22 protein-coding genes are annotated in these 25,104 nt (G+C 61.0%); 12 read left to right on the top strand and 10 right to left on the bottom strand.

The features are described from left to right. Positions 1 to 14: 14 nt before the first annotated feature. Genes dam through trpS form a run of 4 tightly spaced genes read left to right on the top strand, consistent with a single transcriptional unit; the run spans position 15 to position 3,258 of the window. Positions 15 to 827, top strand: a complete 813-nt coding sequence (gene dam, locus ACJ8PE_RS20910; RefSeq protein ID WP_033651736.1) for an adenine-specific DNA-methyltransferase — start codon at positions 15 to 17, stop codon at positions 825 to 827. A gap of 52 nt (positions 828 to 879) precedes the next feature. Continuing rightward, on the top strand, positions 880 to 1,557 hold the full coding sequence (gene rpe, locus ACJ8PE_RS20905; RefSeq protein ID WP_019456160.1) for a ribulose-phosphate 3-epimerase: 678 nt from the start codon (positions 880 to 882) through the stop codon (positions 1,555 to 1,557). Further along, the gene (locus ACJ8PE_RS20900) at positions 1,550 to 2,248 is read left to right on the top strand and encodes a phosphoglycolate phosphatase (RefSeq protein ID WP_197793269.1); all 699 of its coding nucleotides are present in this window, start codon (positions 1,550 to 1,552) and stop codon (positions 2,246 to 2,248) included. Before rpe ends, ACJ8PE_RS20900 begins: the two co-directional genes overlap by 8 nt. 2 nt (positions 2,249 to 2,250) lie before the next feature. Next, positions 2,251 to 3,258, top strand: coding sequence for a tryptophan--tRNA ligase (gene trpS / locus ACJ8PE_RS20895; RefSeq protein WP_004930324.1), 1,008 nt, complete (start codon positions 2,251 to 2,253; stop codon positions 3,256 to 3,258). 51 nt (positions 3,259 to 3,309) lie between these two features. Here trpS and cysG read toward each other — a convergent pair whose 3' ends face one another. Genes cysG through nirB form a run of 3 tightly spaced genes read right to left on the bottom strand, consistent with a single transcriptional unit; the run spans position 3,310 to position 7,636 of the window. Continuing rightward, on the bottom strand, positions 3,310 to 4,713 hold the full coding sequence (cysG, locus tag ACJ8PE_RS20890) for a siroheme synthase CysG (RefSeq protein WP_197793270.1): 1,404 nt from the start codon (positions 4,711 to 4,713) through the stop codon (positions 3,310 to 3,312). A gap of 50 nt (positions 4,714 to 4,763) precedes the next feature. Further along, positions 4,764 to 5,090 (bottom strand): nitrite reductase small subunit NirD, encoded by a 327-nt coding sequence (gene nirD, locus ACJ8PE_RS20885; protein ID WP_033645269.1) that lies wholly within the window; start codon positions 5,088 to 5,090, stop codon positions 4,764 to 4,766. Beyond that, positions 5,087 to 7,636: a nitrite reductase large subunit NirB gene (gene nirB / locus ACJ8PE_RS20880; RefSeq protein WP_197795549.1), complete on the bottom strand. Its 2,550-nt coding sequence runs from the start codon at positions 7,634 to 7,636 to the stop codon at positions 5,087 to 5,089. Before nirB ends, nirD begins: the two co-directional genes overlap by 4 nt. 290 nt (positions 7,637 to 7,926) lie before the next feature. On the opposite strand from nirB, the gene ACJ8PE_RS20875 reads away from it, so the two are divergent. Continuing rightward, positions 7,927 to 9,207 (top strand): cytosine deaminase, encoded by a 1,281-nt coding sequence (locus ACJ8PE_RS20875; protein WP_169539927.1) that lies wholly within the window; start codon positions 7,927 to 7,929, stop codon positions 9,205 to 9,207. 54 nt (positions 9,208 to 9,261) lie between these two features. On the opposite strand, the gene tsgA is transcribed toward ACJ8PE_RS20875, so the two are convergent. The 4 genes from tsgA to ACJ8PE_RS20855 form a co-directional block, all read right to left on the bottom strand. After that, positions 9,262 to 10,446, bottom strand: a complete 1,185-nt coding sequence (gene tsgA, locus ACJ8PE_RS20870) for an MFS transporter TsgA (protein ID WP_025304528.1) — start codon at positions 10,444 to 10,446, stop codon at positions 9,262 to 9,264. 191 nt (positions 10,447 to 10,637) lie between these two features. Then, positions 10,638 to 11,618 carry a LacI family DNA-binding transcriptional regulator gene (locus tag ACJ8PE_RS20865; protein WP_147838465.1) on the bottom strand — a complete coding sequence of 327 codons (981 nt, stop codon included), beginning with the start codon at positions 11,616 to 11,618 and terminating at the stop codon, positions 10,638 to 10,640. 72 nt (positions 11,619 to 11,690) lie between these two features. Continuing rightward, positions 11,691 to 12,998 carry a 6-phospho-beta-glucosidase gene (locus ACJ8PE_RS20860; RefSeq protein WP_197760616.1) on the bottom strand — a complete coding sequence of 436 codons (1,308 nt, stop codon included), beginning with the start codon at positions 12,996 to 12,998 and terminating at the stop codon, positions 11,691 to 11,693. Beyond that, entirely contained in the window at positions 12,995 to 13,333 is a 339-nt protein-coding gene (locus ACJ8PE_RS20855) for a PTS lactose/cellobiose transporter subunit IIA (RefSeq protein WP_025304525.1), read from the bottom strand. Before ACJ8PE_RS20855 ends, ACJ8PE_RS20860 begins: the two co-directional genes overlap by 4 nt. 353 nt (positions 13,334 to 13,686) lie before the next feature. On the opposite strand from ACJ8PE_RS20855, the gene ppiA reads away from it, so the two are divergent. The 6 genes from ppiA to argD all read left to right on the top strand — a co-directional run bounded on the left by ppiA (position 13,687) and on the right by argD (position 20,494). Further along, positions 13,687 to 14,256, top strand: a complete 570-nt coding sequence (gene ppiA / locus ACJ8PE_RS20850; RefSeq protein ID WP_033636286.1) for a peptidylprolyl isomerase A — start codon at positions 13,687 to 13,689, stop codon at positions 14,254 to 14,256. A 155-nt stretch (positions 14,257 to 14,411) separates the two neighbouring features. Further along, positions 14,412 to 16,097: a sensor histidine kinase gene (locus tag ACJ8PE_RS20845; RefSeq protein ID WP_197793272.1), complete on the top strand. Its 1,686-nt coding sequence runs from the start codon at positions 14,412 to 14,414 to the stop codon at positions 16,095 to 16,097. After that, a complete protein-coding gene (btsR, locus tag ACJ8PE_RS20840) occupies positions 16,097 to 16,822 on the top strand; it encodes a two-component system response regulator BtsR (RefSeq protein WP_025304522.1) in 726 nt (241 codons plus the stop codon). Before ACJ8PE_RS20845 ends, btsR begins: the two co-directional genes overlap by 1 nt. 151 nt (positions 16,823 to 16,973) lie before the next feature. Then, positions 16,974 to 18,497 (top strand): helicase HerA-like domain-containing protein, encoded by a 1,524-nt coding sequence (locus tag ACJ8PE_RS20835; RefSeq protein ID WP_033645261.1) that lies wholly within the window; start codon positions 16,974 to 16,976, stop codon positions 18,495 to 18,497. Between the two features lie 72 nt (positions 18,498 to 18,569). Then, positions 18,570 to 19,145, top strand: a complete 576-nt coding sequence (locus tag ACJ8PE_RS20830; RefSeq protein WP_197793273.1) for an aminodeoxychorismate synthase component II — start codon at positions 18,570 to 18,572, stop codon at positions 19,143 to 19,145. Between the two features lie 131 nt (positions 19,146 to 19,276). Next, entirely contained in the window at positions 19,277 to 20,494 is a 1,218-nt protein-coding gene (argD, locus tag ACJ8PE_RS20825) for a bifunctional acetylornithine/succinyldiaminopimelate transaminase (protein ID WP_197793274.1), read from the top strand. A 40-nt stretch (positions 20,495 to 20,534) separates the two neighbouring features. On the opposite strand, the gene ACJ8PE_RS20820 is transcribed toward argD, so the two are convergent. Beyond that, a complete protein-coding gene (locus tag ACJ8PE_RS20820; RefSeq protein WP_197795529.1) occupies positions 20,535 to 22,613 on the bottom strand; it encodes a YccS/YhfK family putative transporter in 2,079 nt (692 codons plus the stop codon). 50 nt (positions 22,614 to 22,663) lie between these two features. Further along, positions 22,664 to 23,296, bottom strand: a complete 633-nt coding sequence (gene crp, locus ACJ8PE_RS20815) for a cAMP-activated global transcriptional regulator CRP (RefSeq protein ID WP_004090925.1) — start codon at positions 23,294 to 23,296, stop codon at positions 22,664 to 22,666. Between the two features lie 382 nt (positions 23,297 to 23,678). Between crp and ACJ8PE_RS20810 the strand changes: the two genes are divergently transcribed. Continuing rightward, positions 23,679 to 24,086, top strand: a complete 408-nt coding sequence (locus ACJ8PE_RS20810; protein ID WP_004930372.1) for an OsmC family protein — start codon at positions 23,679 to 23,681, stop codon at positions 24,084 to 24,086. Between the two features lie 38 nt (positions 24,087 to 24,124). Here the strand turns inward: ACJ8PE_RS20810 and ACJ8PE_RS20805 are convergent, their stop codons facing one another. After that, on the bottom strand, positions 24,125 to 24,994 hold the full coding sequence (locus ACJ8PE_RS20805) for a phosphoribulokinase (protein WP_042785488.1): 870 nt from the start codon (positions 24,992 to 24,994) through the stop codon (positions 24,125 to 24,127). Positions 24,995 to 25,104 lie beyond the last annotated feature (110 nt).

Here is a 25,104-nt window from a genome sequence, read left to right as displayed (position 1 = left end):
AGCTAATTGACGGCATGAAGAAAAACCGCGCTTTTTTAAAATGGGCTGGTGGAAAATACCCGCTGGTAGATGAGATTCGTCGCCATCTGCCGGCGGGAGACTGCTTAATCGAGCCCTTCGTGGGTGCGGGATCCGTCTTTCTGAATACGGATTACGACGCCTACATTCTCGCCGACATCAATAGCGATCTTATCAACCTGTATAACATCGTTAAGCTGCGCACGGATGACTTCGTGCGTGATGCCCGCACGCTTTTCGCCGATGAATTCAATAACTCGGATCAGTTTTACCTGCTGCGAGAAGAGTTCAATACTAGCACCGAGCCTTACCGCCGGGCGCTGCTGTTCCTGTACCTGAACCGTCACTGCTATAACGGCCTGTGCCGCTATAACTTGCGCGGCGAGTTCAATGTGCCGTTTGGCCGGTACAAGAAACCGTACTTCCCGGAAGAAGAGCTCTACTGGTTTGCTGAAAAATCGCGCAATGCCACTTTTGTCTGTGAGCATTACCGCGATACCATGGCGAAGGCTGCAGCCGGCGCCGTGGTGTATTGCGATCCGCCTTATGCGCCGCTGTCGGCGACGGCGAATTTCACCGCTTACCACACCAACAGCTTCAGCATCGCCGATCAGCAGAGCCTGGCGCATCTGGCGCATCAGCTCTCGGTAGAGAGCCGGGTGCCGGTATTGATTTCCAATCACGATACCGAGCTGACGCGCGACTGGTACCAGCATGCTGCGCTGTATGTGGTGAAAGCGCGCCGCACGATCAGCCGCAATATTCTCGGCCGCAGCAAAGTGAACGAGCTTTTGGCGCTGTATCGCTAAGCCGGGGTGCACCCCGGCGCATAACAACTCGACCCTACGTTTGGAGAAGCGGATGAAAAAGTTTTTGATTGCCCCGTCCATTCTGTCGGCAGATTTTGCCCGGTTAGGTGAAGATACCGCTAACGTGCTGGCCGCAGGCGGCGACGTGGTGCACTTCGACGTCATGGACAACCACTACGTGCCCAATCTGACCATCGGTCCGATGGTGTGCGAAGCGCTGCGCAACTACGGCATTACCGCGCCGATTGACGTGCATCTGATGGTCAAGCCGGTGGACCGCATCGTGCCTGACTTCGCCAAGGCCGGCGCGTCTTATATCTCTTTCCACCCTGAAGCCTCCGAACATGTCGATCGCACCATTCAGCTGATCAAAGAGCACGGCTGTAAAGCCGGCCTGGTGTTCAACCCGGCCACGCCGCTGAGTTATCTCGATTACGTGATGGATAAAATCGACGTGATCCTGCTGATGTCGGTCAACCCGGGCTTCGGCGGCCAGTCGTTCATCCACGGTACCCTGGACAAGCTGCGCCAGGTGCGCAAGCTGATCGACGACAGCGGTCGCGATATCCGTCTCGAAGTCGACGGCGGCGTGAAGGTGGATAATATTGCCGAAATCGCCGCCGCAGGCGCCGATATGTTCGTCGCCGGTTCCGCCATCTTTGGCCAGCCGGACTACCGCAAGGTGATCGACGAGATGCGCAGCGAGCTGGCGAAGGTTTCCCATGGCTGATTTCGGCGCGATCCGCGCATTGGCCTTCGATCTGGACGGCACGCTGGTCGACAGCGCGCCGGGCCTGGCGGCCGCCATCGATATGGCGCTGGAAGAGACGGGCTTGCCGCAGGCGGGTGAAGAACGGGTTGGCACCTGGATCGGCAACGGCGCCGACGTGCTGGTGCAGCGCGCGCTGCGCTGGGCGGAAGCGGAAGGCACGGCGGAGCAGTGCAGCCGGCTGCGTGAACGCTTCGACCATTTCTACGCGCAGACCGTCGACAGCGGTAGCCGCCTGTTCCCGCAGGTGCAAGAGACGCTGGCCCGACTGGCCGCGCACGGTTACCCGATGGCGTTGGTGACCAATAAGCCGACGCCGTTCGTGGCGCCGCTGCTGGCATCGTTGGGCATTGGCGACTATTTCTCGCTGGTGATCGGCGGCGACGACGTGACGGAAAAGAAACCGCACCCGGCGCCGTTGTATCTGGTGCTCGGCAAGCTAGGGTTGCGGGCGCATGAGCTGCTGTTCGTCGGCGATTCGCGCAACGATATTCAAGCCGCGCAGGGTGCCGGTTGCCCGAGCGTCGGTTTTACCTACGGTTATAACTACGGCGAATCGATCGCCCTGAGCCACCCCGATCGGGTGTTGGAGCGCTTCGCCGATTTGTTGCCCGCTCTTGGGCTGTCATCTTTAGAGAATCAGGAAATTTAAACATGAGTAAGCCCATCGTATTTAGCGGCGCGCAGCCGTCCGGCGAACTGACCATCGGCAACTACATGGGTGCGCTGCGTCAGTGGGTGCAGATGCAGGACGACTACGACTGCATCTACTGCATCGTCGATCTGCATGCCATCACCGTGCGCCAAGACGCCGAAAAGCTGCGCAAAGCCACGCTGGATACGCTGGCGCTGTATCTGGCCTGCGGTATCGATCCGGAAAAAAGCACCATCTTCGTGCAGTCGCATGTGCCTGAGCACACGCAGCTGAGCTGGGTGCTGAACTGCTACACCTATTTCGGCGAACTGAGCCGCATGACGCAGTTCAAAGACAAATCCGCACGCTACGCGGAGAACATCAACGCCGGGCTGTTCAGCTATCCGGTGCTGATGGCGGCGGACATCCTGCTGTATCAAACCAATCAGGTGCCGGTGGGCGAAGACCAGAAACAACACCTGGAACTGAGCCGCGACGTGGGCCAGCGTTTCAACGCGCTGTACGGCGACGTGTTCAAAGTGCCGGAACCGTTTATTCCTAAATCCGGCGCACGCGTGATGTCGCTGCAGGAACCGACCAAGAAGATGTCCAAGTCGGACGATAACCGCAACAACGTGATCGGCCTGCTGGAAGATCCGAAAGCGGTGACCAAAAAGATCAAACGCGCAATGACCGACTCGGAAGAGCCGCCTGTCGTGCGTTACGACGTGGTCAACAAGGCGGGCGTCTCCAACCTGTTGGACATCCTCGCCGGCGTCACCGGCAAGAGCATCGCGCAGCTGGAAGCCGAGTTCGAAGGCCAAATGTACGGCCACCTGAAAGGCGCGGTGGCGGAAGCCGTCTCCGGCATGCTGGCTGAGCTGCAGGAGCGTTACCACCGCTTCCGCAACGACGAAGCCTACCTGCAGCAGGTGATGCGCGACGGCGCCGCCAAGGCTCGCGCACGCGCGCAGGAAACCCTAGCGAAGGTTTATCAGGCCGTCGGTTTCGTACCGCCGCAGGCGTAACGCCGGCGCAAATAAAAAAAGCGGCCTTGGGCCGCTTTTTTTACGTCGGTATCACGCCATTTGCGCCAGGCCGGCGGGCGGGGCTTCGCTGGCGAACCAATTAAGCTTGCTGCGCAGGCTGACCACGCTGCCGACGATGATCAGGCTGGGGCTGGCGGCCTGCAGTGACAGGGCGCCCAGATGGCCGAGCTCGCCTTCGATCACCCGCTGGCGACAGGAAGTGCCGTTTTCCACCAGCGCCACCGGCGTAGCGGCCGGCAGTCCGTTCGCGATCAGCCGGCGCTGGATCTCCGCCGCCTGCGATAGCCCCATATAGAACACCAGCGTCTGTTGCCCGGCGGCCAGTGTCGCCCAGTCCAATCCACCGTCGGCCTTGGCGTGGCCGGTCACCAGACGCACGCTCTGCGCGTGGTCGCGGTGGGTGAGCGGGATGCCGCTGTAGGCGGAACAGCCGGAGGCGGCGGTGATGCCCGGCACCACCGAGAACGGTACGTTGGCGTCCGCCAGCGTTTCCAGCTCTTCGCCGCCGCGGCCGAAGATAAAGGGATCGCCGCCCTTCAGGCGCACCACGCGTTTGCCTTGCCGCGCTTGCTGCAGCAGGATGTGGTTGATCTGCTCCTGCGGCACGCAGTGATGGCCGGCGCGTTTGCCAACGAAGATGCGCTCGGCGTCGCGACGCACCAGCGTCATGATCGCTTCGGAGACCAGCCGGTCGTAAACCACCACGTCGGCCTGCTGGATCTGTTGCAGCCCTTTCAGCGTCAGCAGGCCGGCATCGCCCGGCCCGGCGCCCACCAGCACCACTTCACCGCGATCCTCCGGCCGTTCGCTGAACAGCTGTTCGAGCTGGCGTTCGGCCAGAGCCGCGTCGTCATTGGCCAGCGATTGCGCCAGCCGATCGTGAGCGAACAGCCGCTCCCAGAAGCGGCGGCGCGCGCCGAGGCTGCTGAAGCGCTGTTTCACCCGTTGACGCAGCGATCCGCCGAGCTGCGCCAGCTTGCCGAGGTGTTGCGGCAGCAGCGCTTCCAGCTTCTCGCGCAGCAACCGCGCCAACACCGGCGCTTTGCCGCCGGAGGACACCGCCACCACGATCGGTGAACGATCGATGATCGACGGCATGATAAAGCTGGCGCGTTTCGGGTCATCGACCACGTTGCAGAACACCCGCTGCTGGTTGGCGCACTGGTACACCCGCGCGTTGACCTCCAGCCGGTCAGTGGCGGCGATCACCAACCATTTTTCCGTCAGCAGGGCCGGGCTGAATTCGCCCTCGGCCAGCGTCAACAGGCCTTCTGCCGCCCACTGGTGGAACTGCGGGCTGAAGGCCAGGGCGTTGACGGTCAGCGCCGCGCCGGCGTCCAGCAGCAGGCGCGCCTTGCGTTCGGCGATTTCGCCGCCGCCGACCAGCAGGCAGGCTTTGTGTTGCAGTTGGCAGAAAATCGGCAGGTAGTCCATCGGCATTCCTCGGGGTTATCGGCGTGGGGGCGGGATGCGCCCCCGAAAGGTTATGCCGCGACTTGCACGATGCCGTCGACCACCCGGCTGGTGAAGCTGGCGACGGAGCGGCTGTCATCTTCCAGGCAGTGGCCATCGTACAGGCGGAAACGCTGTTTCTTCAGCGGGCTGGCGACCCACAACTCCCCCTGATGCTCGGCGATCAGCCCGCGCGACAGCACGCTGGCCTGGGCGAACGGGTCGATATTGCTGATGGCGAACACCTGTTCGTCGGCATAGGGGCGGAACACCGCCACCTGCCGATCGCCGATCAGGGCGCACACGCCGGTGCCGGGCAGGATGTCGGCGATGGGGCAAACGGTAATCCACTGGCTCATGCTTGGCTCTCCTCGGTGTCGATCAGGGTGACGGCAATGCGCTCGTCAGGGCGCGCCGGGCGATGTTGGTCACGTTCGGCCACCACCTGCACGTTCGGATCGCGCAGCGGGCTGTTGATGAAGTGGGCGAAGCGCAGCTGCGTTTCCGGGTGCTCGACGGTTTCTTTCCACTCGCAGATCACCGCCTCGCGCAGGCGGGCGATATCCGCTTCCAGCTGCTCGTTGATGCCGAGCTTGTCGTTGACGATCACCTTGCGCAGGTAATCGATGCCGCCTTCCAGGCTCTCCAGCCATACCGAGGTGCGCTGCAGCTTATCGGCGGTGCGGATATAGAACATCATGAAACGGTCAAGGTAGCGCACCAGGGTCTCGCTATCGAGATCGGCGGCCAGCAGGTCGGCGTGGCGCGGTTTCATGCCGCCGTTGCCGCAAACATACAGGTTCCAGCCGTTCTCGGTGGCGATGATGCCGACGTCCTTGCCCTGCGCTTCGGCGCATTCCCGGGTACAGCCCGAGACGCCGAATTTCATTTTGTGTGGGGTGCGGATGCCTTTGTAGCGATGTTCCAGCGTGACGCCGAAACCGACGCTGTCGCCGACGCCATAGCGGCACCAGGTGCTGCCGACGCAGGTTTTCGCCATGCGCAGCGCCTTGGCGTATGCGTGCCCGGTTTCAAAGCCTGCGGCGAGCAGCTTGCGCCAGATGGCCGGCAGGTCGTCTTTCTGCGCGCCGAACATGCCGATGCGCTGCGAGCCGGTCATTTTGGTGTAAAGGTTGTACTCTTTGGCGATCTGTCCGATGGCCAGCAGGCCGTCCGGGGTGATTTCGCCGCCGGCGGAGCGCGGTATCACCGAGTAAGTGCCGTCTTTCTGGATATTGCCGAGGAAGTTGTCGTTGGTATCCTGCAGCGGCGTGTGCTGCGGTTTGAGGATGTATTCGTTCCAGCACGAGGCCAGCAGCGAGCCGACGGTCGGTTTGCAGACTTCGCAGCCGTAGCCTTTGCCGTATTTGGCCAATAACGCCTCGAACGACTTGATGCCTTCGACGCGGATCAGGTGGAACAGCTCCTGGCGTGAATAGGCGAAGTGTTCGCACAGGTGGTGGTTGACCTCGATGCCTTGCTTGCTCAGCTCGGCGTTCAACACCTGAGTAAGCAGCGGGATGCAGCCGCCGCAGCCGGTGCCGGCCTTGGTTTCGGCTTTCAGCGCCGCCACGGTGTGACAGCCTTGGTTGACTGCCCGGATGATGTCGCCTTTGCTGACGTCGAAGCAGGAGCAAATCTGCGCGCTTTCCGGCAGCGAATCCACGCCGATGGCCGGCTTGCTGCCCGCATGGGCCGGCAGGATCAGGCCGTCCGGGTTTTCCGGCAGCGCGATGCCGTTCAGCGCCAGCTGCAGCAGGTTGCCGTAATCGCTGGTATCGCCGACCAACACTGCGCCGAGCAGGGTTTTGTTGTCGGCGCTGACCACGATGCGTTTGTAGACCTCTTTGCTCTCATCCAGATAAACGTAGCTGCGGGCGCCCTCGGTGCGGCCGTGGGCATCGCCGATGCCGCCGACGTCTACGCCCAGCAGTTTCAGTTTGGCGCTCATATCGGCACCCTGGAAGCCGTTTTCGCGGCCCAGCAGGTGATCGGCGGCCACCTGCGCCATTTTGTAACCCGGCGCCACCAGGCCGAAGGTGCGATCGCGCCAGGCGGCGCACTCACCGATGGCGTACACGTCCGGATCCGATGTCTGGCAGCAGTCGTTGATGGCGATGCCGCCGCGGCGGCCGATCTCCAGTCCGCATTGACGCGCCAGCTTGTCCTGGGCGCGGATGCCGGTGGAGAAAACGATGAAATCCACTTCCAGCAGGCTGCCGTCGGCGAAATGCAGGGTTTTGCGCGCCGTGCCGCCGCCGTTGACGATCTCCTGGGTGTTTTTCCCGGTGTGTACCTTGACGCCCATGCGCTCGATCTTGCGGCGCAGCTGGTCACCGCCCATCGGGTCGAGCTGTTCGGCCATCAGCACCGGAGCGAACTCGATCACGTGCGTTTCCACCCCCAGGCTTTTCAGCGCGCCGGCGGCTTCCAGCCCCAACAGCCCGCCGCCGACCACCGCGCCGCGTTTGCTGCGGCGCGCGCAGGCTTCAATGGCGTTCAGGTCTTCGATGGTGCGGTAAACGAAGCAGTCCTGGCTATCCGAGCCTTTAATCGGCGGGATCCACGGATAGGAGCCGGTGGCCATGATCAGCTTGTCGTAATAGACGGTGCGTCCGGTATTGGAGTGGATGACTTTCTCGTCGCGATTGATGGTGATGGCGCGTTCGCCGATCAGCACCTTCACGCCGTGCTTTTCGTAAAAGCCTTCGCGCACCAGCGACAGCTCTTCGGCGGTATGGTGCGAGAAATAGGAAGAGAGATGCACGCGATCGTAAGCGATGCGCGGCTCTTCGCAAAACACGGTGATGTCGAATAGGTCTTTGTCTGCTTTATCCAACAGATCTTCGATGAACCGGTGGCCGACCATGCCATTGCCGATCACGGCAAGTTTGACTCTGCTCATTATTGCCTCAAAATTCGGGTTTCCTAGGCTTACCTTATCCCTCCCGAGGGGCAATTTATTGATGCAAATCAATCGCGCCTTTATATACCCACAACGTGGTATATGAATGATTTTCCACGTTTTTTGATAAGTTGCGGATTTTATTCACCTTTAGCTGAAGCGAGTCAGGTCGCGCACCAACTACCCCGCTGGGAGTAGACGCGCAGGCCGGCATGCAACGGCGACTTTGTCAGCGCGATCCGCTGCCAGTATGATGAAGAAAACCAGCGCAACGGCAGAGGTGAAGGGTGGTGAAACGTCCATTGAAGTTTATCGACAACCTGCGTTTAAGCGGGCATGAAGGATTGTGGCAACTGGCGATAGAACAGGGGCGCATTGCGCATCTGGTGCCGCAGCCGGAAGGGCAGGAGTGGCGCAGCGACGTGCTGGATGCGCAGGGCGGGCTGGCGCTGCCGGCATTCGTCGAACCCCATATTCATCTGGATACCACCCAAACCGCCGGCCAGCCGGCCTGGAACCAGTCCGGCACGCTGTTTGAGGGGATTGAGCGCTGGGCAGAACGCAAAGCCTTGTTGACCCATGAAGACGTCAAGCAACGCGCCTGGCAAACGCTCAAGTGGCAGATCGCCAACGGCGTGCAGTATGTGCGCACCCACGTCGACGTTTCCGATCCCACGCTGACGGCACTGCGCGCCATGCTGGAAGTTAAGCAGGAGGTGGCGCCCTGGGTAACGCTGCAGATCGTCGCCTTCCCGCAGGAGGGGATCCTTTCCTATCCCAACGGCGAAGCATTGCTGGAAGAAGCGCTGCGGCTGGGAGCCGACGTGGTGGGCGCCATTCCGCATTTCGAGTTCACCCGCGAGTACGGCGTGGAGTCGCTGCACAAGGCATTCGCGCTGGCGCAAAAATACGATCGGCTGGTGGACGTGCACTGCGATGAAATTGACGATGAGCAATCGCGTTTCGTCGAGACCGTGGCGGCGCTGGCGCTGAAGCTGGAGATGGGGGAGAAAGTCACCGCCAGCCACACCACGGCGATGCACTCTTACAACGGCGCTTACGCCTCGCGGCTGTTCCGCCTGCTGAAAATGTCCGGCATCAACTTCGTCGCCAACCCGCTGGTGAACATTCACCTGCAGGGGCGTTTCGACAGCTACCCAAAACGGCGCGGCGTGACGCGGGTGAAGGAGATGCTGGAGGCGGAGATCAACGTCTGCTTCGGCCACGACGATGTGTTCGATCCCTGGTATCCGCTCGGTACCGCCAACATGCTGCAGGTGCTGCATATGGGGCTGCACGTGTGCCAGCTGATGGGCTATGGCCAAATCGACGACGGGCTGAAGCTGATCACCAGCCACAGCGCGCGCACTCTTAACCTGAGCGACTACGGCCTGGCGGCCGGCAACAGCGCCAACCTGGTGATCCTGCCGGCGGAAAGCGGTTTCGACGCGGTGCGCCGCCAGACGCCGGTGCGTTATTCGATTCGCCAGGGTGCGGTGATCGCCGAAACGCGGCCGGCGGAAACCACGCTGCATCTGCAGCAGGATGAGACGGTGGATTTTCGGCGCTAAGGCGCAAAAAAAGGGCGCCTTGCGGGCGCCCTTGATGTATTTGATGCGAAGAAATCAGTGCGTTACGTGACCGTGGCTGCGGTGCTTGGTCACGAAGCCCAGCAGCAGACACATCACGAACACCGCCAGGTACAGGCCGTTGGCGGTGGTCAGCGCCGCGTGCGCCCCGCCTTTCGCCACGATCGGGCCGGTGACCACGAAGGTCAGCATGGTGCCGATGGTGCCGCAGGTCAGGATAAAGTTGACCAGCTTCGGCGAGGAGACCTTGGTCTGCAGCGAGCCGAGGGTGATCAGCGTGGTGTAGATGGCGCTGGAAACGAAGCCCAGGGCCATGATGTAGTAGCCCAGGTGCTCCGGATTGTCGGTGCTGACGAACAAGTACATCGCGCCGGTGGCCAGCGCGGCCAGCACGGTAACGATGCGCTGCAGATCGAAGAAGCGCAGGATGAAGCTGAACACCCACATGCCGACCATGTATGAGGTCCAGAAGTCGCTCACCAGCTTACCGGCCTGGCCGATGTCCATGTTGAACGACTTGGTGGCGTACTCAGGCACCCACTGAATGAAGCCCAGCTGGCCAAGGATGTAGCACAGCGCGGCGATCGACAGGAACAGCACGCCGATGCCCCATTTTTCTTTCTCGACCGGTTGACCGGCGTCGGCGCCTTTCTTGCCCAGCACCGGGAAGTCGGAGCACAGGGTCAGCACGAAGATCCCCACGTACAGCAGGCCGATGCAGGCATAAACCCAGTACCAGCCGATATGGCGAGCCAGCAGCATGGCGGCGACGATTGGGAAAATCATCCCGGCCATGCTGAAGAAGGAATCGGTGAACAACAGGCGTGAACCGCGCTGGCGGCCGGCATACATGTGGGTGATCAGGAAGGTGCCGATCGACATGGTGATGCCGCTAACCACGCCAAGGATAAACATGCACAGCGAGAACATGGTCAGGCTCTTGCCGAGCATCAGCCCCGCCACCGCCAGCACCATCAGGACAAAGCCGAAGATCAGCTGACGCTTCAGCGGGATGATTTCCATCAGCCAGGCATTGAGGAAGATAGAAATCAAAATGCCGGCGTTGAGGAAAGTAAAGGTGTTACTCATGCTGGAAACCGGCAGATTAAAGTACTCTGCAATGTTTCCCATCACCATCCCTGTGACGATCACTAAAGCACCGGTCAGCGCGTACGAAAAGAAGCTGATCCAGGTAAGCCGTATGCGGTTACTGTCATTCATTATATAGGCCTGAATATGTCTGTTAGAGGTTTTAAAACTGGCATAAGGCCGCTGGCTTTTCCTGGCAAACGCAGAAAAAAGTCCCGTTCAGGCCACCAGGGGGCGGATCCTAGCACAGACAACGGGATTTTTTGTGATGGCTGTCGATTTTTTGATGCAACCCATGAAGGGATGATACGCATTATTGTGATCTATTTGCGTACCGTCACAATGGAATCACGGTTGATGATCGTCGGCTCAAAACGGTGCGTCGGGGTGGCGGGATCGATCAACCTGCGCGCCGCGTATTGCGCCATCTCGCTGATGGGAAAGTGTACGCTGCTCAACGCCGGGCGGACGAAGGGCGCGCGTTCGCCGCTGTCGTAGCAGATCAAGGAGATATCCTGCGGCACCCGCAGGCGGTGCTCGTTGATCGCCAGCAGGGCGCCGATCGCCATCTCTTCGTTGCAGCAGTAGATGGCGCTGGGCGGCGCGGCCTGCCGCAACAGGCGATCGGCGCAGCGGTAACCGCTTTCCAGATCGTAAACGCCCTCCAGACAGGCCACCGGCTCGATATTCGCCGCCTGCATCGCCTCTTCAAACCCTTGCAGCCGCAGGCGGCTCGACGGCCGCTCGCGCGGCCCGCTGATGCAGGCGATGCGCCGGTGGCCGACGTCGAGCAGTTGCTGGGTCGCCATGCGGCTGGCGAGCGGATGATCGAAGGTGACGCAGCGGTCTTCCAGCCCCGGCACCAGACGATCGAGCAACACGAAATGACGTTGCTCCGCCGCCAGCTGGCGCAGCCGATCGTCGCTGAGAAAACGCACGTGCAGGATCACGCCGTCGCAGCGCAGGCTGAACAGCCGCTGCACCGCCTGCCATTCGTTTTCGGCGCTGTTGCGGCCCTGGGTCACCAGTAGCTGCTTGCCGTGGGATTCGGCCTCGGTTTGCACGAAGTCCATCAGCGCGCCGAAGAAGCCGCCGCGATACGATGTGGTGACCAGCCCGAGGGTATTGCTGTGGCTGGAGGCGAGCGCGCGGGCCGCCGGGTTGGGGGTGTAACCGAGCTGGGCGACGGCGCGCTCAACCTTCTCGCGGGTCGGCGCTTTGACGTTGCTGTCACCGTTCACTACCCGCGATACGGTGGCGCGCGATACGCCCGCCAGCGCCGCGACATCTTCCAGTGTCACCATCGTCCAACTCCTGATTACGGCTAAAAAAATGGGTTCGGCGCGCCGAACCCCTGTCATACCGCGCGCAGGCGCTTACCTGAACTGCGGCAAATACGGCGCGTTTATCGTCAACACCTCGTCCAGCAACGGCTGCGCCAGATTGGCGTTGCCCACCAGCGGGTTGGCGATCAGCGCCAGCAAGCCGCTGCGGCGATCGCCGTGCACCGCGGCCTCGATGGTCAGGCGTTCGTAGGCTTTCACCTGCTGCGTCAGCGCCTGCATCGGTTCCGACAGGGGGCCGAAGGTCAGCGGATGCGCGCCCTGAGCATCGACGATACAGTTGATTTCTATCACAGCATCGTCCGGCAGGCCATGGATTGCGCCGCGGTTTGCGGTGTTGACCACTAATTGCGTGCCGAGATTATTATGGATAGCACGGATCAGCTCCAGCGCAACTTCGGAATAGAAAGAACCGCCGCGGAAGCTGAGCTGTTCCGGTTTCGTGTTCAACTGCGGATCGGCATACAGCTCGAACAGCTCTTTCTCCACCTGCATCACCTGCTCGGCGCGGGTGCCGCGCTCGCCGGCGGCGGCCATCTCTTCCGCCAGCATCTCGCGGGTCTGGTAAAAATAGCGGTGGTACGGGCAGGGGATGGCGCCGAGCGCGCGCAGGAAGTCCGGCTGCCAGGGCTCTTCCTTGATGTTGTTCATGGTCAGCGCCGCGCCGTCGCACAGCATATCGATCACTTTGCCGGTGACGTCGCGCCCCTGCTGCGTGACCTGATGCACCCAGACCATGTGGTTCAAACCGGCGAACCGCAGCTGCACGTCGGCGTAAGGCGCCAGCAGCATGTTGGCGATCATGTGATGCATGCTGATCGGTACGTTGCACAGGCCGATGATCTTCGCTTTGGTAAAGCGGGACACCGCCTCGGTGACGATGCCGGCCGGGTTGGTAAAGTTGATGATCCAGGCGTCCGGCGCCAGCTTTTCCACCCGACGGGCGATATCCAGCATTACCGGAATGGTGCGCAGCGCCTTGGCGAAGCCGCCGACGCCGGTGGTCTCCTGGCCGAGCAGCTGGTATTTGAGGCCCAGCCGTTCGTCGGCGGCGCGCGCCGGCAGTTGCCCGACGCGGAACTGGGTCAGCACGAAAGCGGCGCCGCGAATCGCTTCGTCCAGCGCGAAGTGCACGCTGACCTTCACCTGTTCCAGCCCGTGGCGCGCCAGCATGCGGCGGGTCAGGGCGGCGATGGTTTCCACTTTTTGGCGGCCTGGCTCGACGTCCACCAGCGCCAGTTCGGTGACCGGCAGCTCATCGATGCGTTGGATCAGCCCATCGACCAGTTCGGGAGTGTAGCTGCTGCCACCGCCAATCACCGCGATTTTGAGCGTGCTCATGAGCGGCCCTCCGTTTGCGACTGACGGCGATAGAGCTCGATCATGTCGTCGGCCAGATCCTGGATCACCATGGCGTTCATCAGATGATCCTGCGCATGTACCGTGATCAGGTTGATCGCCAACTTGCCGCAGCCTTCGTCCAGGCCGATCAGCTCGGTCTGGATCAGGTGCGCCTTCTTCACCCACTCTTTGGATTCGACCATGTGTTTGGCCGCGGCGGCGAAGTCACCGGCGCGCGCTTGCCGCAACGCCATCAACGCATTACTGCGTGCGCTGCCGGAGAACACCAGCAGTTCCATGATGGTGCTTTCAAACTCGGGGCTGACTTCAGTCATCAATTCACTCACGTCATTTCTCCAGGGGTTGCGCGGCGACGCCGCCGTGGGATACCTCAGTATCCGTTCTTTTTATAATGAGAGCGCTCTCATTTATATAGGGTAACGGCAACGGGTGTGCAAACTGGGAGGTAGATCGCAAAAAACGCCCCGGGGCGGCGCTGGGCAAAAAATGCGTGACGCGGTTGGCAAAAAAGCCTTCTGCGCCCATACTTTCCGCAGCAAAATTCAGGGCCACCTAGGATATGTCCCGTAATTGGGTAAATATAGGTAAATGGCTGGCACTTGCCGATACAGCTCTTTAGAATCAAAGCGCTTTTCCGTTGTTTGTCTCTCAGAGAAAGGACCCGTTAATGTTCAAACGTACTTTAGTGACCTTCGTCGCGCTGTGTTCCCTGACAGCGATGGCGCCAGCGGCGCTCGCCGCCGGTGAAACCCATGTCATGCTGACCACCTCGGCAGGGAATATCGAGTTGGCGCTCGACAGTCAGAAGGCACCGGTTTCCACCCAGAATTTCGTCGATTACGTGAACAGCGGGTACTACAACAACACCATTTTCCACCGTGTGATCCCTGGCTTTATGATTCAGGGCGGCGGTTTCACCGCTGACATGCAGCAGAAATCCACCAAGGCGCCAATCAAGAACGAAGCCGACAACGGCTTGCGCAACCTGCGCGGCACCATTTCGATGGCGCGCACCGCCGACAAGGACAGCGCCACCAGCCAGTTCTTCCTGAACGTGGCCGATAACGCCTTCCTGGATCACGGCCAGCGTGACTTCGGCTACGCCGTGTTCGGCAAAGTGGTGAAAGGCATGGACGTCGTGGACAAGATCGCTCAGGTGCCGACCGGCAACGTCGGCCCTTACCAGAATGTGCCGACCAAACCGGTGGTGATTCTGTCGGCCAAGGTGCTGCCGTAAGTTTTTTGGCCGATCCCGCCGGGGTCGGCCGTCCTTCCTCACGAAGCCTTGCCTTCATCACTGTTTTCTCCCGCGCCCCATGCTCTAATCGGCAGACAATAACCAGACCGGAAATCCGGCGTTCGCCCTTTGTTGTCTCTGGATGAGTTGCTGCCATGTATGAATTTAACCAGGTGCTGTTGCTGTTGCAGCAGATGTGCGTCTATCTCGTCATCGCCTATCTGCTGAGCAAAACCCCGCTGTTTATCCCGCTGATGCAGGTGACCATTCGCCTGCCGCACAAGCTGCTGTGTTACGTGATCTTCTCGGTGTTCTGTATCATGGGCACCTATTTCGGGTTGCACATTCAGGATTCGATCGCCAATACCCGCGCGATAGGCGCGGTCCTGGGCGGCCTGCTGGGCGGGCCGTCGGTAGGCTTTCTGGTCGGGCTGACCGGCGGCCTGCACCGGTATACGCTCGGCGGCATGACCGACGTGGCCTGCGCGATCTCCACGGTGTCGGAAGGCCTGGTCGGCGGCATCGTACACAGCATCGCCATGCGCCGCGGGCGCATCGAGCTGCTGTTCAATCCGCTGTTCGTCGGCGGCGTGGCGCTGGTGGCGGAAGTGTTGCAGATGGCGATCATTCTGGCGGTGGCGCGCCCTTACAACGAGGCGTTGCAGCTGGTGGAACACATCGCGCTGCCGATGATGATCGCCAATACCGTCGGCGCGGCGATGTTTATGCAAATCCTGCTGGATCGGCGCGCGATGTTCGAGAAATACACCAGCGCTTTCTCTTCCAAGGCGCTGAAAATCGCCGAGCGTACCGAGGGCATCCTGCGGCAGGGGTTCGATCAGGAAAACAGCATGAAGGTCGCCCGGGTGATTTATCAGGAACTGGGCATCGGCGCGGTGGCGATCACCGATCGCGACAAGCTGTTGGCGTTTATCGGCATCGGCGACGATCACCACCTGCCGGGGACGCCGATCGCCTCGGTGCATTCGCATCGCGCCATCGACAACAACGAGGTGGTCTACGCCGACGGCAACCAGCTCTCTTACTGCTGCTCGATCAATCCGGCCTGCAAGCTGGGATCGACGCTGGTGATCCCGCTGCGCGGCGAAAATCAGCGGGTCATCGGCACCATCAAGCTGTACGAACCGAAAAGCCAGCTGTTCAGCACTATCAACCGCACGCTGGGCGAAGGCATCGCCAGCCTGCTGTCGGCGCAGATCATGGCCGGACAGTACGAGCGCCACAAGCAGCTGTTGGCGCAGTCGGAGATCAAGCTGTTGCATGCGCAGGTCAACCCGCATTTCCTGTTCAATGCGTTGAATACGCTGGTGGCGGTGATCCGCCGTGATGGCGAGCGCGCCTGCGAGTTGGTGCAGTCCCTTTCGACCTTCTTTCGCAAAAACCTCAAGCGCTCGGATGATGAAGTCAGCCTGGCGGACGAGATAGAACATGTGAACGCCTACCTGCAGATCGAGAAAGCGCGTTTCGCCGATCGGCTGGAGGTTGCGGTATCGCTGCCCGAGGCGCTGCTGGCGGCGCGGCTGCCGGCGTTTTCGCTGCAGCCGATCGTCGAGAACGCCATCAAGCACGGCACCTCGCATCTGTTGGGCGTGGGCCGCATCGAAATCGGCGCCTGCTGCGAAGGCGAGCATCTGCTGCTGCAGGTGACGGACAACGCCGGGCTGTTCCAGCCGAAACCGAACTGCAGCGGGCTGGGTATGAATCTGGTGGATAAACGCATTCGCGTGCGCTACGGCGAAGGCTATGGCGTGCAGGTGGATTGCCGGCCGGACGCCTATACCCGCATTACGCTCAATGTTCCCATGGAGAGGGCCGCCTGATGTTAAACGCACTGATTGTTGACGATGAGCCTTCCGCGCGCGACAACCTGCGCCATCTGCTGGAGGCCGAAGCGGGGATCACGATCATCGGCGAATGCGCCAACGCCATCGAAGCCATCAGCCAGATCCACCGGCTGCAGCCGGACGTGGTGTTTCTCGATATTCAAATGCCGCGTATCAGCGGGCTGGAAATGGTCGGCATGCTGGATCCCAATCGGATGCCGCACATCGTGTTTCTGACCGCCTACGACGAATACGCGGTGCAGGCGTTCGAGGAGCACGCCTTCGACTATCTGCTGAAGCCGGCGGAGCCGAAGCGGCTGAGCAAGACGCTGCAACGCCTGCGGCAGCGCAGTGCGCCGCAGGATGTGACGGCGCTGGATGAGAGCGCCGGCTACCTGAAATACATTCCCTGCACCGGCCACAGCCGCATCTATCTGCTGCGGTTCGACGAGGTGTTGGCGATCCGTTCCAAACTGAGCGGGGTATTCGTGGTGCGCAGCGACGGCATGGAGTGTTTCACCGAATTGACGCTGCGCACGCTGGAAAGCCGTACGCCGCTGGTGCGCTGCCATCGGCAGTATTTGGTCAACCTGGAGCAGGTGCGCGAGATCCGCTTCGAAGAAGGCGGCGCGGCGGAGATGATCATGTCCGCCGGCGATCCGGTGCCGGTCAGCCGGCGCTATTTGAAAGCGCTGAAGGAGCAACTGGGGCTGCGGGGGTGACGCAGGTCTTAGGGGGATTCTGAAAAGACAGGCATCATGGGCGTCCCGACGGCGCCCTTTTTGTTTGTCCTTGACGGGGTTACGCGGCGCTTATAGCTTTATTGCATCAACAGGCGCGTTTCGCGCCGCGTCAGCGTCAAAGGAACAGAAAATGAGTGAACCACGGATTATCGCCAAAGCGATGAAAGACGGAAAACCGGAACAGGATCTGGTGATTTTGCCGGCGTTGGCCAACCGCCACGGGTTGATTACCGGGGCAACCGGCACCGGCAAGACGGTGACGCTGCAAAAAATGGCCGAACAGTTCTCGCGCATCGGCGTGCCGGTGTTCCTGTCGGACGTGAAGGGCGATCTGTCCGGCATCGGCGCCGAGGGCGTGCCTTCCGAGAAGCTGCAGGCGCGCCTGGCGGCGATCGGCGTCACCGACTGGCAGCCGCAGGCCTGCACCATTATCCCGTGGGATATTTACGGCGAAAAGGGGCATCCGATCCGCGCCACCATTTCCGATCTCGGGCCGCTGCTGCTGGGGCGCCTGTTGGATCTGAACGAGGTGCAAAGTGGCGTGCTGCAGCTGGTGTTCAAAATCGCCGATGACAACGCGCTGCTGCTGTTGGACATGAAAGACCTGCGCGCCATGGTGCAGTTCGTCGGCGATAACGCCAAACAATTCCAGACTCAGTACGGCAACATCTCTGCCGCGTCGATCGGCGCCATCCAGCGCGGGTTGCTGACGCTGGAAGAGCAGGGCGCCAACCAGTTCTTCGGCGAGCCGATGCTGGACATCAACGATCTGATGAAAACCGACGCCAACGGTCATGGCGTGATCAACCTGCTGGCGGCGGACAAGCTGATCAATCAGCCGAAGCTGTATTCAGTGTTCCTGCTGTGGCTGCTGGCCGAGCTGTTTGAACATCTGCCGGAAGTGGGCGACCCTGAACAGCCGAAGCTGGTGTTCTTCTTCGATGAAGCGCACCTGCTGTTCAACGACGCGCCGGCGGCGCTGTTGACCAAGATCGAACAGGTGGTGCGCCTGATCCGCTCCAAAGGCGTCGGCATTTACTTCGTCACCCAGAACCCGCTGGATATCCCGGACAGCGTGCTGGGCCAGTTGGGCAACCGCGTACAGCATGCGCTGCGCGCCTTCACGCCGCGCGATCAGAAGGCGGTGAAAACGGCGGCGCAAACCCTGCGCGCCAATCCGGCCTTCGATGCCGAAACGGCGATCACCGAGCTGGGCGTGGGCGAAGCGCTGGTGTCATTCCTCGACGAGAAGGGCCGGCCGAACGTGGTGGAGCGGGCGATGGTCATCGCGCCGGAATCCAAAATGGGCATGCTCGGCGCGGAAGGGCTGAACAGCGCGATCAACAAGTCGCCGCTGTATGGCCGCTATGAAGACATGATTGACCGCGAGTCCGCCTACGAGAAGCTGTCGTCGGGCGGCTTCGCCACCGTCGGCACTGCGCAGCAGGGGCAGCAACCGCAGGCGCAAGCGCAGCAACAGACGGGCGGCGGCCTGATGGACGGATTGAACGAGCTGCTGTTCGGTTCCACCGGTCCGCGCGGTGGCAAACGCGACGGCATCGTCCAGACCGCTGCCAAGAGCATGGCGCGCGATCTCGGCCGGCAGATCCTGCGCGGCGTACTGGGCTCGATCACCGGCGGCCGTAAAAAGTAAGCGGAAATTATCGTCGGCAGCGGCGGGTTAAATCAGTAAACTATGGCGGCGTTTTTCTCTGCCGGACCTAACATGCTGCTGCTGATCGATAACTACGACTCCTTTACCTATAACCTTTACCAGTACTTCTGCGAGTTGGGCTCCGAGGTGGTGGTGAAGCGCAATGATGAGCTGCAGCTGGCCGATATCGAGCGGCTGGCGCCGCAGCATCTGGTGATTTCCCCCGGCCCTTGTACCCCGAACGAAGCGGGCATCTCGCTGGCCGCCATTCGTCATTTCGCCGGCAAGCTACCGATCCTCGGCGTGTGCCTGGGGCACCAGGCGCTGGGGCAGGCGTTCGGCGCCGAGGTGGTGCGCGCCCGCGCGGTGATGCACGGCAAAACCTCGGCGATTCGCCATCTGGGCGTCGGCGTGTTTCGCGGCCTGAGCGATCCGCTGACCGTGACGCGTTACCATTCGCTGGTGCTGAAAGCCGATACGCTGCCGGATTGCTTTGAAGTGACCGCCTGGAGCGAACGCGACGGCGTGCGCGACGAGATCATGGGCATCCGCCACCGCACGCTGGCGCTGGAAGGGGTGCAGTTCCACCCGGAAAGCGTGCTCAGCGAGCAGGGCCATCAGCTGTTGGACAATTTTCTCAGGCGTTAATCCCTTCGCGTTTTTTTCGCCCGTCAGGCGTTTTGCATTTGCGCTTTAGTGTTTTTTTATGCATATTTCGTGATTATATTTTCATAATGACATCGCGATAGCGCTGAAAAACCTTCAGGGTGGAGCCGAAAATGACTGACAAATCCGCAGTGAGCCGCAGCACCTTTGACCAGGTGATCCTGCCTGTTTATGCACCCGCCCAGTTTGTGCCGGTGCGCGGCAAAGGCAGCCGGGTCTGGGATCAGCAGGGAAAAGAGTATATCGATTTTTCCGGCGGCATCGCGGTGACGGCGCTGGGGCACTGCCATCCGGCGCTGGTCGAGGCGCTCAAACGTCAGGGGGAAACCCTGTGGCATACCAGCAACGTCTTTACCAATGAACCGGCGCTGCGCCTGGCGAGCAAACTGATCGACGCCACCTTCGCCGATCGGGTGTTCTTCGCCAACTCCGGCGCAGAGGCCAACGAGGCGGCGTTCAAATTGGCGCGCCATTACGCCATTACCCGTCACAGCCCGTACAAAACCAAAATCATCGCCTTCTATAACGCGTTTCACGGCCGCACGCTGTTCACCGTGTCGGTGGGCGGGCAGGCCAAATATTCCGACGGGTTCGGGCCGAAGCCGGCCGACATCGTGCACGTGCCGTTCAACGATCTGGCGGCGGTGAAAGCGGTGATGGACGACCACACCTGCGCGGTGGTGATGGAGCCGATTCAGGGCGAGGGCGGCATTACGCCGGTCGACGCCGACTTCCTTAAAGGCGTGCGCAAACTGTGCGACCAACATCAGGCGCTGCTGGTGTTCGATGAAGTGCAAAGCGGCATGGGGCGCAGCGGCAAGCTGTTCGCCTATATGCATTATGGCGTGACGCCGGACATTCTCACCACCGCCAAGGCGCTGGGCGGCGGTTTCCCGGTGAGCGCCATGCTGACTACCGAAGAGATTGCGTCGGTGATGCAGGTGGGCACTCATGGCACCACCTACGGCGGCAACCCGCTGGCCTGCGCGGTGGCGGAGGCGGCGCTGGATGTGATCAATACGCCGGAGGTGCTGAGCGGCATCGAGCAGCGCCATGCGCTGTATGTGCAGGCTTTGCAGAATATCGGCGATAAATACAGTATTTTCACCGCCATTCGCGGCATGGGGTTGCTGATCGGCGCCGAGCTGACGCCGCATTATCATGGCAGAGCGCGCGATTTCCTCACCGCCGCCGCCGCGCGTGGGCTGATGATCCTCAACGCCGGGCCGAACGTGATCCGCTTCGCACCGTCGCTGGTGGTGGAGCTGCAGGACATCGAGGCCGGCATGGCGCTGTTCGAGCTGGCGGTGCAGGATGTGATCAACGCCTGAAGCACCTGCGGCGAATAACGGGGCGCGGCATGCCGCGCCCTTATTGATCGCGCAGTTTACGCTTGAGCCAGATGCCGTGGTGCGGGCGCTGGCGCCAGGCCAGCGACGAAATGGTGTGCATGACGCTCAGGTGCGACAGAATGCGCCGCAAATGACGTTCCATCTCGGTGACGGGCATCTCCGGATGCAGATCCGGCGGCTGCATGATGCCGCTGTTGTCACTGCTCGGGCCGTCGTATTCCAACCGCTGCTGGCAGCTTTGCAGCGCGATTTCACAGGTTTGCAGATACGCTTCCGCCAGCTTCGGCGTCAGCATGTAGTGCTCGCGCGCCAAGATGGTCATGGCGTTCAGGTGTTCGACGATGAACTGGCTGTGAGTGACCCACAGCCGCATGTCCGCCAGATAGTTCGAGGCGAACCCCGGTTCCTGCATCGCCTGATTGAGCGAAGTGAACAGCGCATTGTGCGCCTGGTTGACCTGCATGCGGGCATAGGCCAACGCGGTGGCGTCCGGCTCCGGTTGCTTCAGCATCAGCCGCAGCGCGGCTTGATCGTTTTCCAGCGCCTGATGGGCATTCTTGCGCAGCAGCCCGCTTTGCCACTGCGGCCACAGCCAAATGGTGCCGCCGAACGCCAGCACGCAGCCGATCAGCGTATCGATCAGACGCGGCACCAAAAAATGCGAGCCGTTCAGCGCCAGCAGCTGCAGGGTGTAAACCGCAGTGACCGTAAAGCCAATCACCGACAGCCCGTAGTTCTTGCGCGAAACCAGGTAGGCCAGCAGCGTGATCATCAGCATGATGCTCAGTGTTTCTGCTTCCGGTAACTGCAGCTGCAACAGCCCGGCCGCCAGCAACAGACCGGCGATCGTGCCGAGCGCACGGTGCTGAATGCGCACCCGGGTGGCGTTATAGCCGTTTTGGCTCACCAGCATGATGGTGAGCAGTATCCAGTACGGCTTCGGCAGATTGAATACCGCCCCCAGGCTGCTGCCGACCGCCAGCGTCACCCCCAGCCGCGCGGCGTTGCGCAGCGCCGTGGATTTGAACGACAGGTAGCTGGCCAACGCCGGCCAAAACGGCAGGCGATGCTGGCTGGGCATCAAATCGCGGCGGTACAGCGGATGCTGGGTGCGCAGCAGGCGGGCAATGCGGCTGAAATGGTAGTAACAAAACTGGCCGACCGGGTTGTCGGGATGCTGCGCCGCCATTTTTTCCAGCGCCGCCAGTTCGTGCGTCATGGAAAAGCGCTTCGAATGTTGATGGTAGAGAATATCGTGCGCCACCACGCGCAGCCGCCCGGCGATCACCTGAGCGTTGCGGCGAATGATCGCTTCGGCCTGGCTCTGCTCCATCAGTTTTTGTACTTCCTCCGGCAAGTGCAGGCTGACGGTGATGTGCTCCTGCAGATCCATCGCCACCTGAAAGGCGCGTTGCAGACGCTTTTGATCGAGGTTGTTGGCGTGCGGCAGGAAATTAAGCTGTTGGTACAGCAGGCTGATCAGATCCATCACCTTTTGCTGGCGCACCAGCAGCGGCGGCAGCGCGGTCTGCGGATCGGTGTGCTGAGTCAGCAGCGAGTATTTGGCTTCGAAGTAGTCCGCCAGTTCCAGATAGAGCTGGCTCAGCGTCTCGCGCATCGGCTGCTCTTTCCACAGCCGGAACCAGAACCAGGTGAATAAGCCGTACCAGGCGGTGCCGATCGCGTACAGCAGCGGCGCCTGCCAGAGAGGCACGGTGCCGGCCATGCTGAGGGAGAAGATGGCGGCCACCAGCGCCGCCGGCAACAGCCGGGCGTGCAGCGGGCTGATTTCACCGGTGACGCCGAGCAGCAGCGCCAGGCCCAGCATCAGCGCCGGCAGCGGCACGTGCCACAGCAGCGCCTGTTGCAACAGCACGCTGCTGAAGGCGAACAGCGAGCCGCCGACGATCAGCCGTTTAAAGAAGCGCTTATGCGGCGTGTCCAGACCGGCGATATTGCAGCAGGCGGGCACCAGAGAGAACATCAGGCCGAGCTGCAGCTGGCCTATCAACAAGCCGAACAGCACCGGCAGGCACAACACCAGCGTTTGTCGCAGTGCGTAGTTGATTTCCGGGTGGTAGATCAGGCGGCGCCACATGGCAGAGAGCAGATAAAAAAACGGCGCAGATTGCGCCGTTTCTTCGGAGATTAACGGGTGCCGTAGACGACAATGGTTTTGCCGTGGGCGGAAATCAGGTTTTGATCTTCCAGCATTTTCAGAATACGGCCAACGGTTTCACGCGAGCAGCCGACGATCTGGCCGATCTCCTGACGGGTGATCTTGATCTGCATGCCGTCCGGGTGAGTCATAGCGTCGGGTTGCTTCGCCAGATTCAGCAGGGTTTGCGCGATGCGGCCGGTCACGTCCAGGAAGGCGAGGTTGCCCACTTTTTCGGAGGTGACCTGCAGGCGGCTCGCCATTTGGGCGGACAGACGCATCAGGATGTCCGGGTTCACCTGGATCAGTTGGCGGAATTTCTTGTAGGAAATTTCGGCCACTTCACAGGCGGTTTTCGCGCGAACCCAGGCGCTGCGCTCCTGGCCTTCTTCGAACAATCCGAGCTCGCCGATGAAATCCCCCTGGTTGAGGTAGGACAGGATCATCTCTTTACCTTCTTCATCCTTGATCAGCACCGCGACGGAGCCTTTCACGATGTAGTAAAGCGTTTCGGCCTTTTCACCTTGGTGAATCAGCGTACTCTTCGATGGATATTTGTGGATATGGCAATGAGACAGGAACCATTCGAGAGTAGGGTCTGTTTGCGGTTTGCCGAGAACCATTCGCTGTTATCCTCTGTTGTTATCGCTGCCTTGTGTCACAGGGGTCAGAGTTCCCTGTAAAACCCGCCTGTAGCCGCAGTCATGAGCGAGGGCTACCGGCAAGTTTTGAGGCGTGTCATAAAAATACGCTGTCGCTCTAGCATATTAACTTGCCGTAAGCGCTGCAAGCTACATTCTGTTAACATACCGGTAAAGGAGCCTTTCTCTGGGCGTTTCCCTGAAATACAGTGTCCCGGAAAGATTTATTGCGGCTCTGTTTGTAGCACAGAGTAAGGCGGGTGTCTCGTGTTGTCTCGCTTCAGCATGATTAGCATCAGGTTACGTTGCCTGTTTCTATGCGAAAGCGTACTCTGATTTTAAGAAATCAACCGGAGTGACCAGAATGCAGGCAAGAGTTAAATGGGTGGAAGGGTTAACGTTTTTGGGTGAATCGGCCTCCGGCCATCAGGTGCTGATGGACGGCAACGCCGGTGATAAAGCGCCCAGCCCGATGGAGATGGTGCTGATGTCGGTGGGCGGCTGCAGCGCGATCGACGTGGTGTCCATCCTGCAAAAAGGGCGCAACGACGTGCGCGACTGCGAGGTGAAGCTGACCTCCGAGCGCCGCGAAGAAGCCCCGCGGTTGTTCACCCATATCAACCTGCACTTCATCGTTACCGGCCAGGATCTGACCGACAAAATCGTCGAGCGAGCGGTGAACCTGTCGGCGGAGAAGTACTGCTCGGTGGCGCTGATGCTCAACAAGGCCGCCACGGTGACCCACAGCTTCGAGATCCGCCAGCCGGCGTAATCGAGACGGAGCGCGGCTCGGCGCCGCGCTCAACGCGCTTATTCGATCTTCTTGCCTTCCAGCAGCCGCTGCACCAGCGGCGCCATGATCAGCTCCATCGCCAGCCCCATTTTGCCGCCCGGCACCACTAACGTATTGATGTGCGAGATAAACGAGCCCTGCAGCATCGCCAGCAAGTAGGGGAAGTCGATCTGGTCCAGGCCGCGGAAGTGGATCACCACGAAGCTTTCATCCAGTGAGGGAATGGCCTTGGCGGCGAACGGGTTGGAGGTGTCCACCGTCGGCACGCGCTGGAAGTTGATGTGGGTGCGCGAGAATTGCGGCGTAATGTAGTTGATGTAGTCTTCCATCGAGCGCACCACCGAATCCATCACCGCCTCGCGGGAGTGGCCGCGTTCGCCGGTATCGCGGATCAGCTTCTGTATCCACTCCAGGTTGACGATCGGCACCACGCCGACCAGCAGATCGACGTGGTTGGCCACGTCATGGTGCTCGGTGACCACACCGCCGTGCAGCCCCTCGTAGAACAGCACGTCGGTCGGCGCCGGCAGCGGCTCCCACGGGGTGAAGGTGCCCGGCACCTGATTGTAGGGCACCGCTTCGTCGTAGGTGTGCAGGTACTTGCGCGAACGGCCGGTGCCGTTTTTGCCGTACTCGATAAAGCTCTGCTGCAGCAGGCCGAAGTCGTTGGCCTCGGGGCCGAAATAACTGATGTGTCTGCCCAGATCGCGCGCCTTGCGGATCGCCGCGTCCATTTCCGGCCGGGTGTAGCGGTGGAAGCTGTCGCCCTCCAGCTCGGCGGCGCGAATGTTGAGCTGTTGGAAGATTTTGCGGAACGCCACGCTGGTGGTGGTGGTGCCGGCGCCGCTGGAACCGGTCACCGCGATAACGGGATGTTTGGCAGACATGGTGGTTGTCACTCCGTGTTGAATGCGCCGGCGTCAGGGGATTATTGTGGCTCTTGTTGACGCTCTCTATGTCAGGAAAAAATGGCGCGCGCTGGTTTGCAATGTCCCAT

The organism is Serratia sp. CY74737, assembly GCF_052166775.1.
Taxonomy (GTDB): domain Bacteria; phylum Pseudomonadota; class Gammaproteobacteria; order Enterobacterales; family Enterobacteriaceae; genus Serratia; species Serratia ureilytica.
The sequence above is the reverse complement of the archived record's forward strand: the minus strand, read 5'-3'. Positions and strand labels throughout refer to the sequence as shown.

Excerpts from the sequence above, each read along its gene's own strand:
- dam (WP_033651736.1), top strand. The coding sequence starts at position 15 with ATGAAGAAAAACCGCGCTTTTTTAAAATGGGCTGGTGGAAAATACCCG.
- rpe (WP_019456160.1), top strand. The coding sequence starts at position 880 with ATGAAAAAGTTTTTGATTGCCCCGTCCATTCTGTCGGCAGATTTTGCC.
- ACJ8PE_RS20900 (WP_197793269.1), top strand. The coding sequence starts at position 1,550 with ATGGCTGATTTCGGCGCGATCCGCGCATTGGCCTTCGATCTGGACGGC.
- trpS (WP_004930324.1), top strand. The coding sequence starts at position 2,251 with ATGAGTAAGCCCATCGTATTTAGCGGCGCGCAGCCGTCCGGCGAACTG.
- cysG (WP_197793270.1), bottom strand. The coding sequence starts at position 4,713 with ATGGACTACCTGCCGATTTTCTGCCAACTGCAACACAAAGCCTGCCTG.
- nirD (WP_033645269.1), bottom strand. The coding sequence starts at position 5,090 with ATGAGCCAGTGGATTACCGTTTGCCCCATCGCCGACATCCTGCCCGGC.
- nirB (WP_197795549.1), bottom strand. The coding sequence starts at position 7,636 with ATGAGCAGAGTCAAACTTGCCGTGATCGGCAATGGCATGGTCGGCCAC.
- tsgA (WP_025304528.1), bottom strand. The coding sequence starts at position 10,446 with ATGAATGACAGTAACCGCATACGGCTTACCTGGATCAGCTTCTTTTCG.
- ACJ8PE_RS20865 (WP_147838465.1), bottom strand. The coding sequence starts at position 11,618 with ATGGTGACACTGGAAGATGTCGCGGCGCTGGCGGGCGTATCGCGCGCC.
- ACJ8PE_RS20860 (WP_197760616.1), bottom strand. The coding sequence starts at position 12,998 with ATGAGCACGCTCAAAATCGCGGTGATTGGCGGTGGCAGCAGCTACACT.
- ACJ8PE_RS20855 (WP_025304525.1), bottom strand. The coding sequence starts at position 13,333 with ATGACTGAAGTCAGCCCCGAGTTTGAAAGCACCATCATGGAACTGCTG.
- ppiA (WP_033636286.1), top strand. The coding sequence starts at position 13,687 with ATGTTCAAACGTACTTTAGTGACCTTCGTCGCGCTGTGTTCCCTGACA.
- ACJ8PE_RS20845 (WP_197793272.1), top strand. The coding sequence starts at position 14,412 with ATGTATGAATTTAACCAGGTGCTGTTGCTGTTGCAGCAGATGTGCGTC.
- btsR (WP_025304522.1), top strand. The coding sequence starts at position 16,097 with ATGTTAAACGCACTGATTGTTGACGATGAGCCTTCCGCGCGCGACAAC.
- ACJ8PE_RS20835 (WP_033645261.1), top strand. The coding sequence starts at position 16,974 with ATGAGTGAACCACGGATTATCGCCAAAGCGATGAAAGACGGAAAACCG.
- ACJ8PE_RS20830 (WP_197793273.1), top strand. The coding sequence starts at position 18,570 with ATGCTGCTGCTGATCGATAACTACGACTCCTTTACCTATAACCTTTAC.
- argD (WP_197793274.1), top strand. The coding sequence starts at position 19,277 with ATGACTGACAAATCCGCAGTGAGCCGCAGCACCTTTGACCAGGTGATC.
- ACJ8PE_RS20820 (WP_197795529.1), bottom strand. The coding sequence starts at position 22,613 with ATGTGGCGCCGCCTGATCTACCACCCGGAAATCAACTACGCACTGCGA.
- crp (WP_004090925.1), bottom strand. The coding sequence starts at position 23,296 with ATGGTTCTCGGCAAACCGCAAACAGACCCTACTCTCGAATGGTTCCTG.
- ACJ8PE_RS20810 (WP_004930372.1), top strand. The coding sequence starts at position 23,679 with ATGCAGGCAAGAGTTAAATGGGTGGAAGGGTTAACGTTTTTGGGTGAA.
- ACJ8PE_RS20805 (WP_042785488.1), bottom strand. The coding sequence starts at position 24,994 with ATGTCTGCCAAACATCCCGTTATCGCGGTGACCGGTTCCAGCGGCGCC.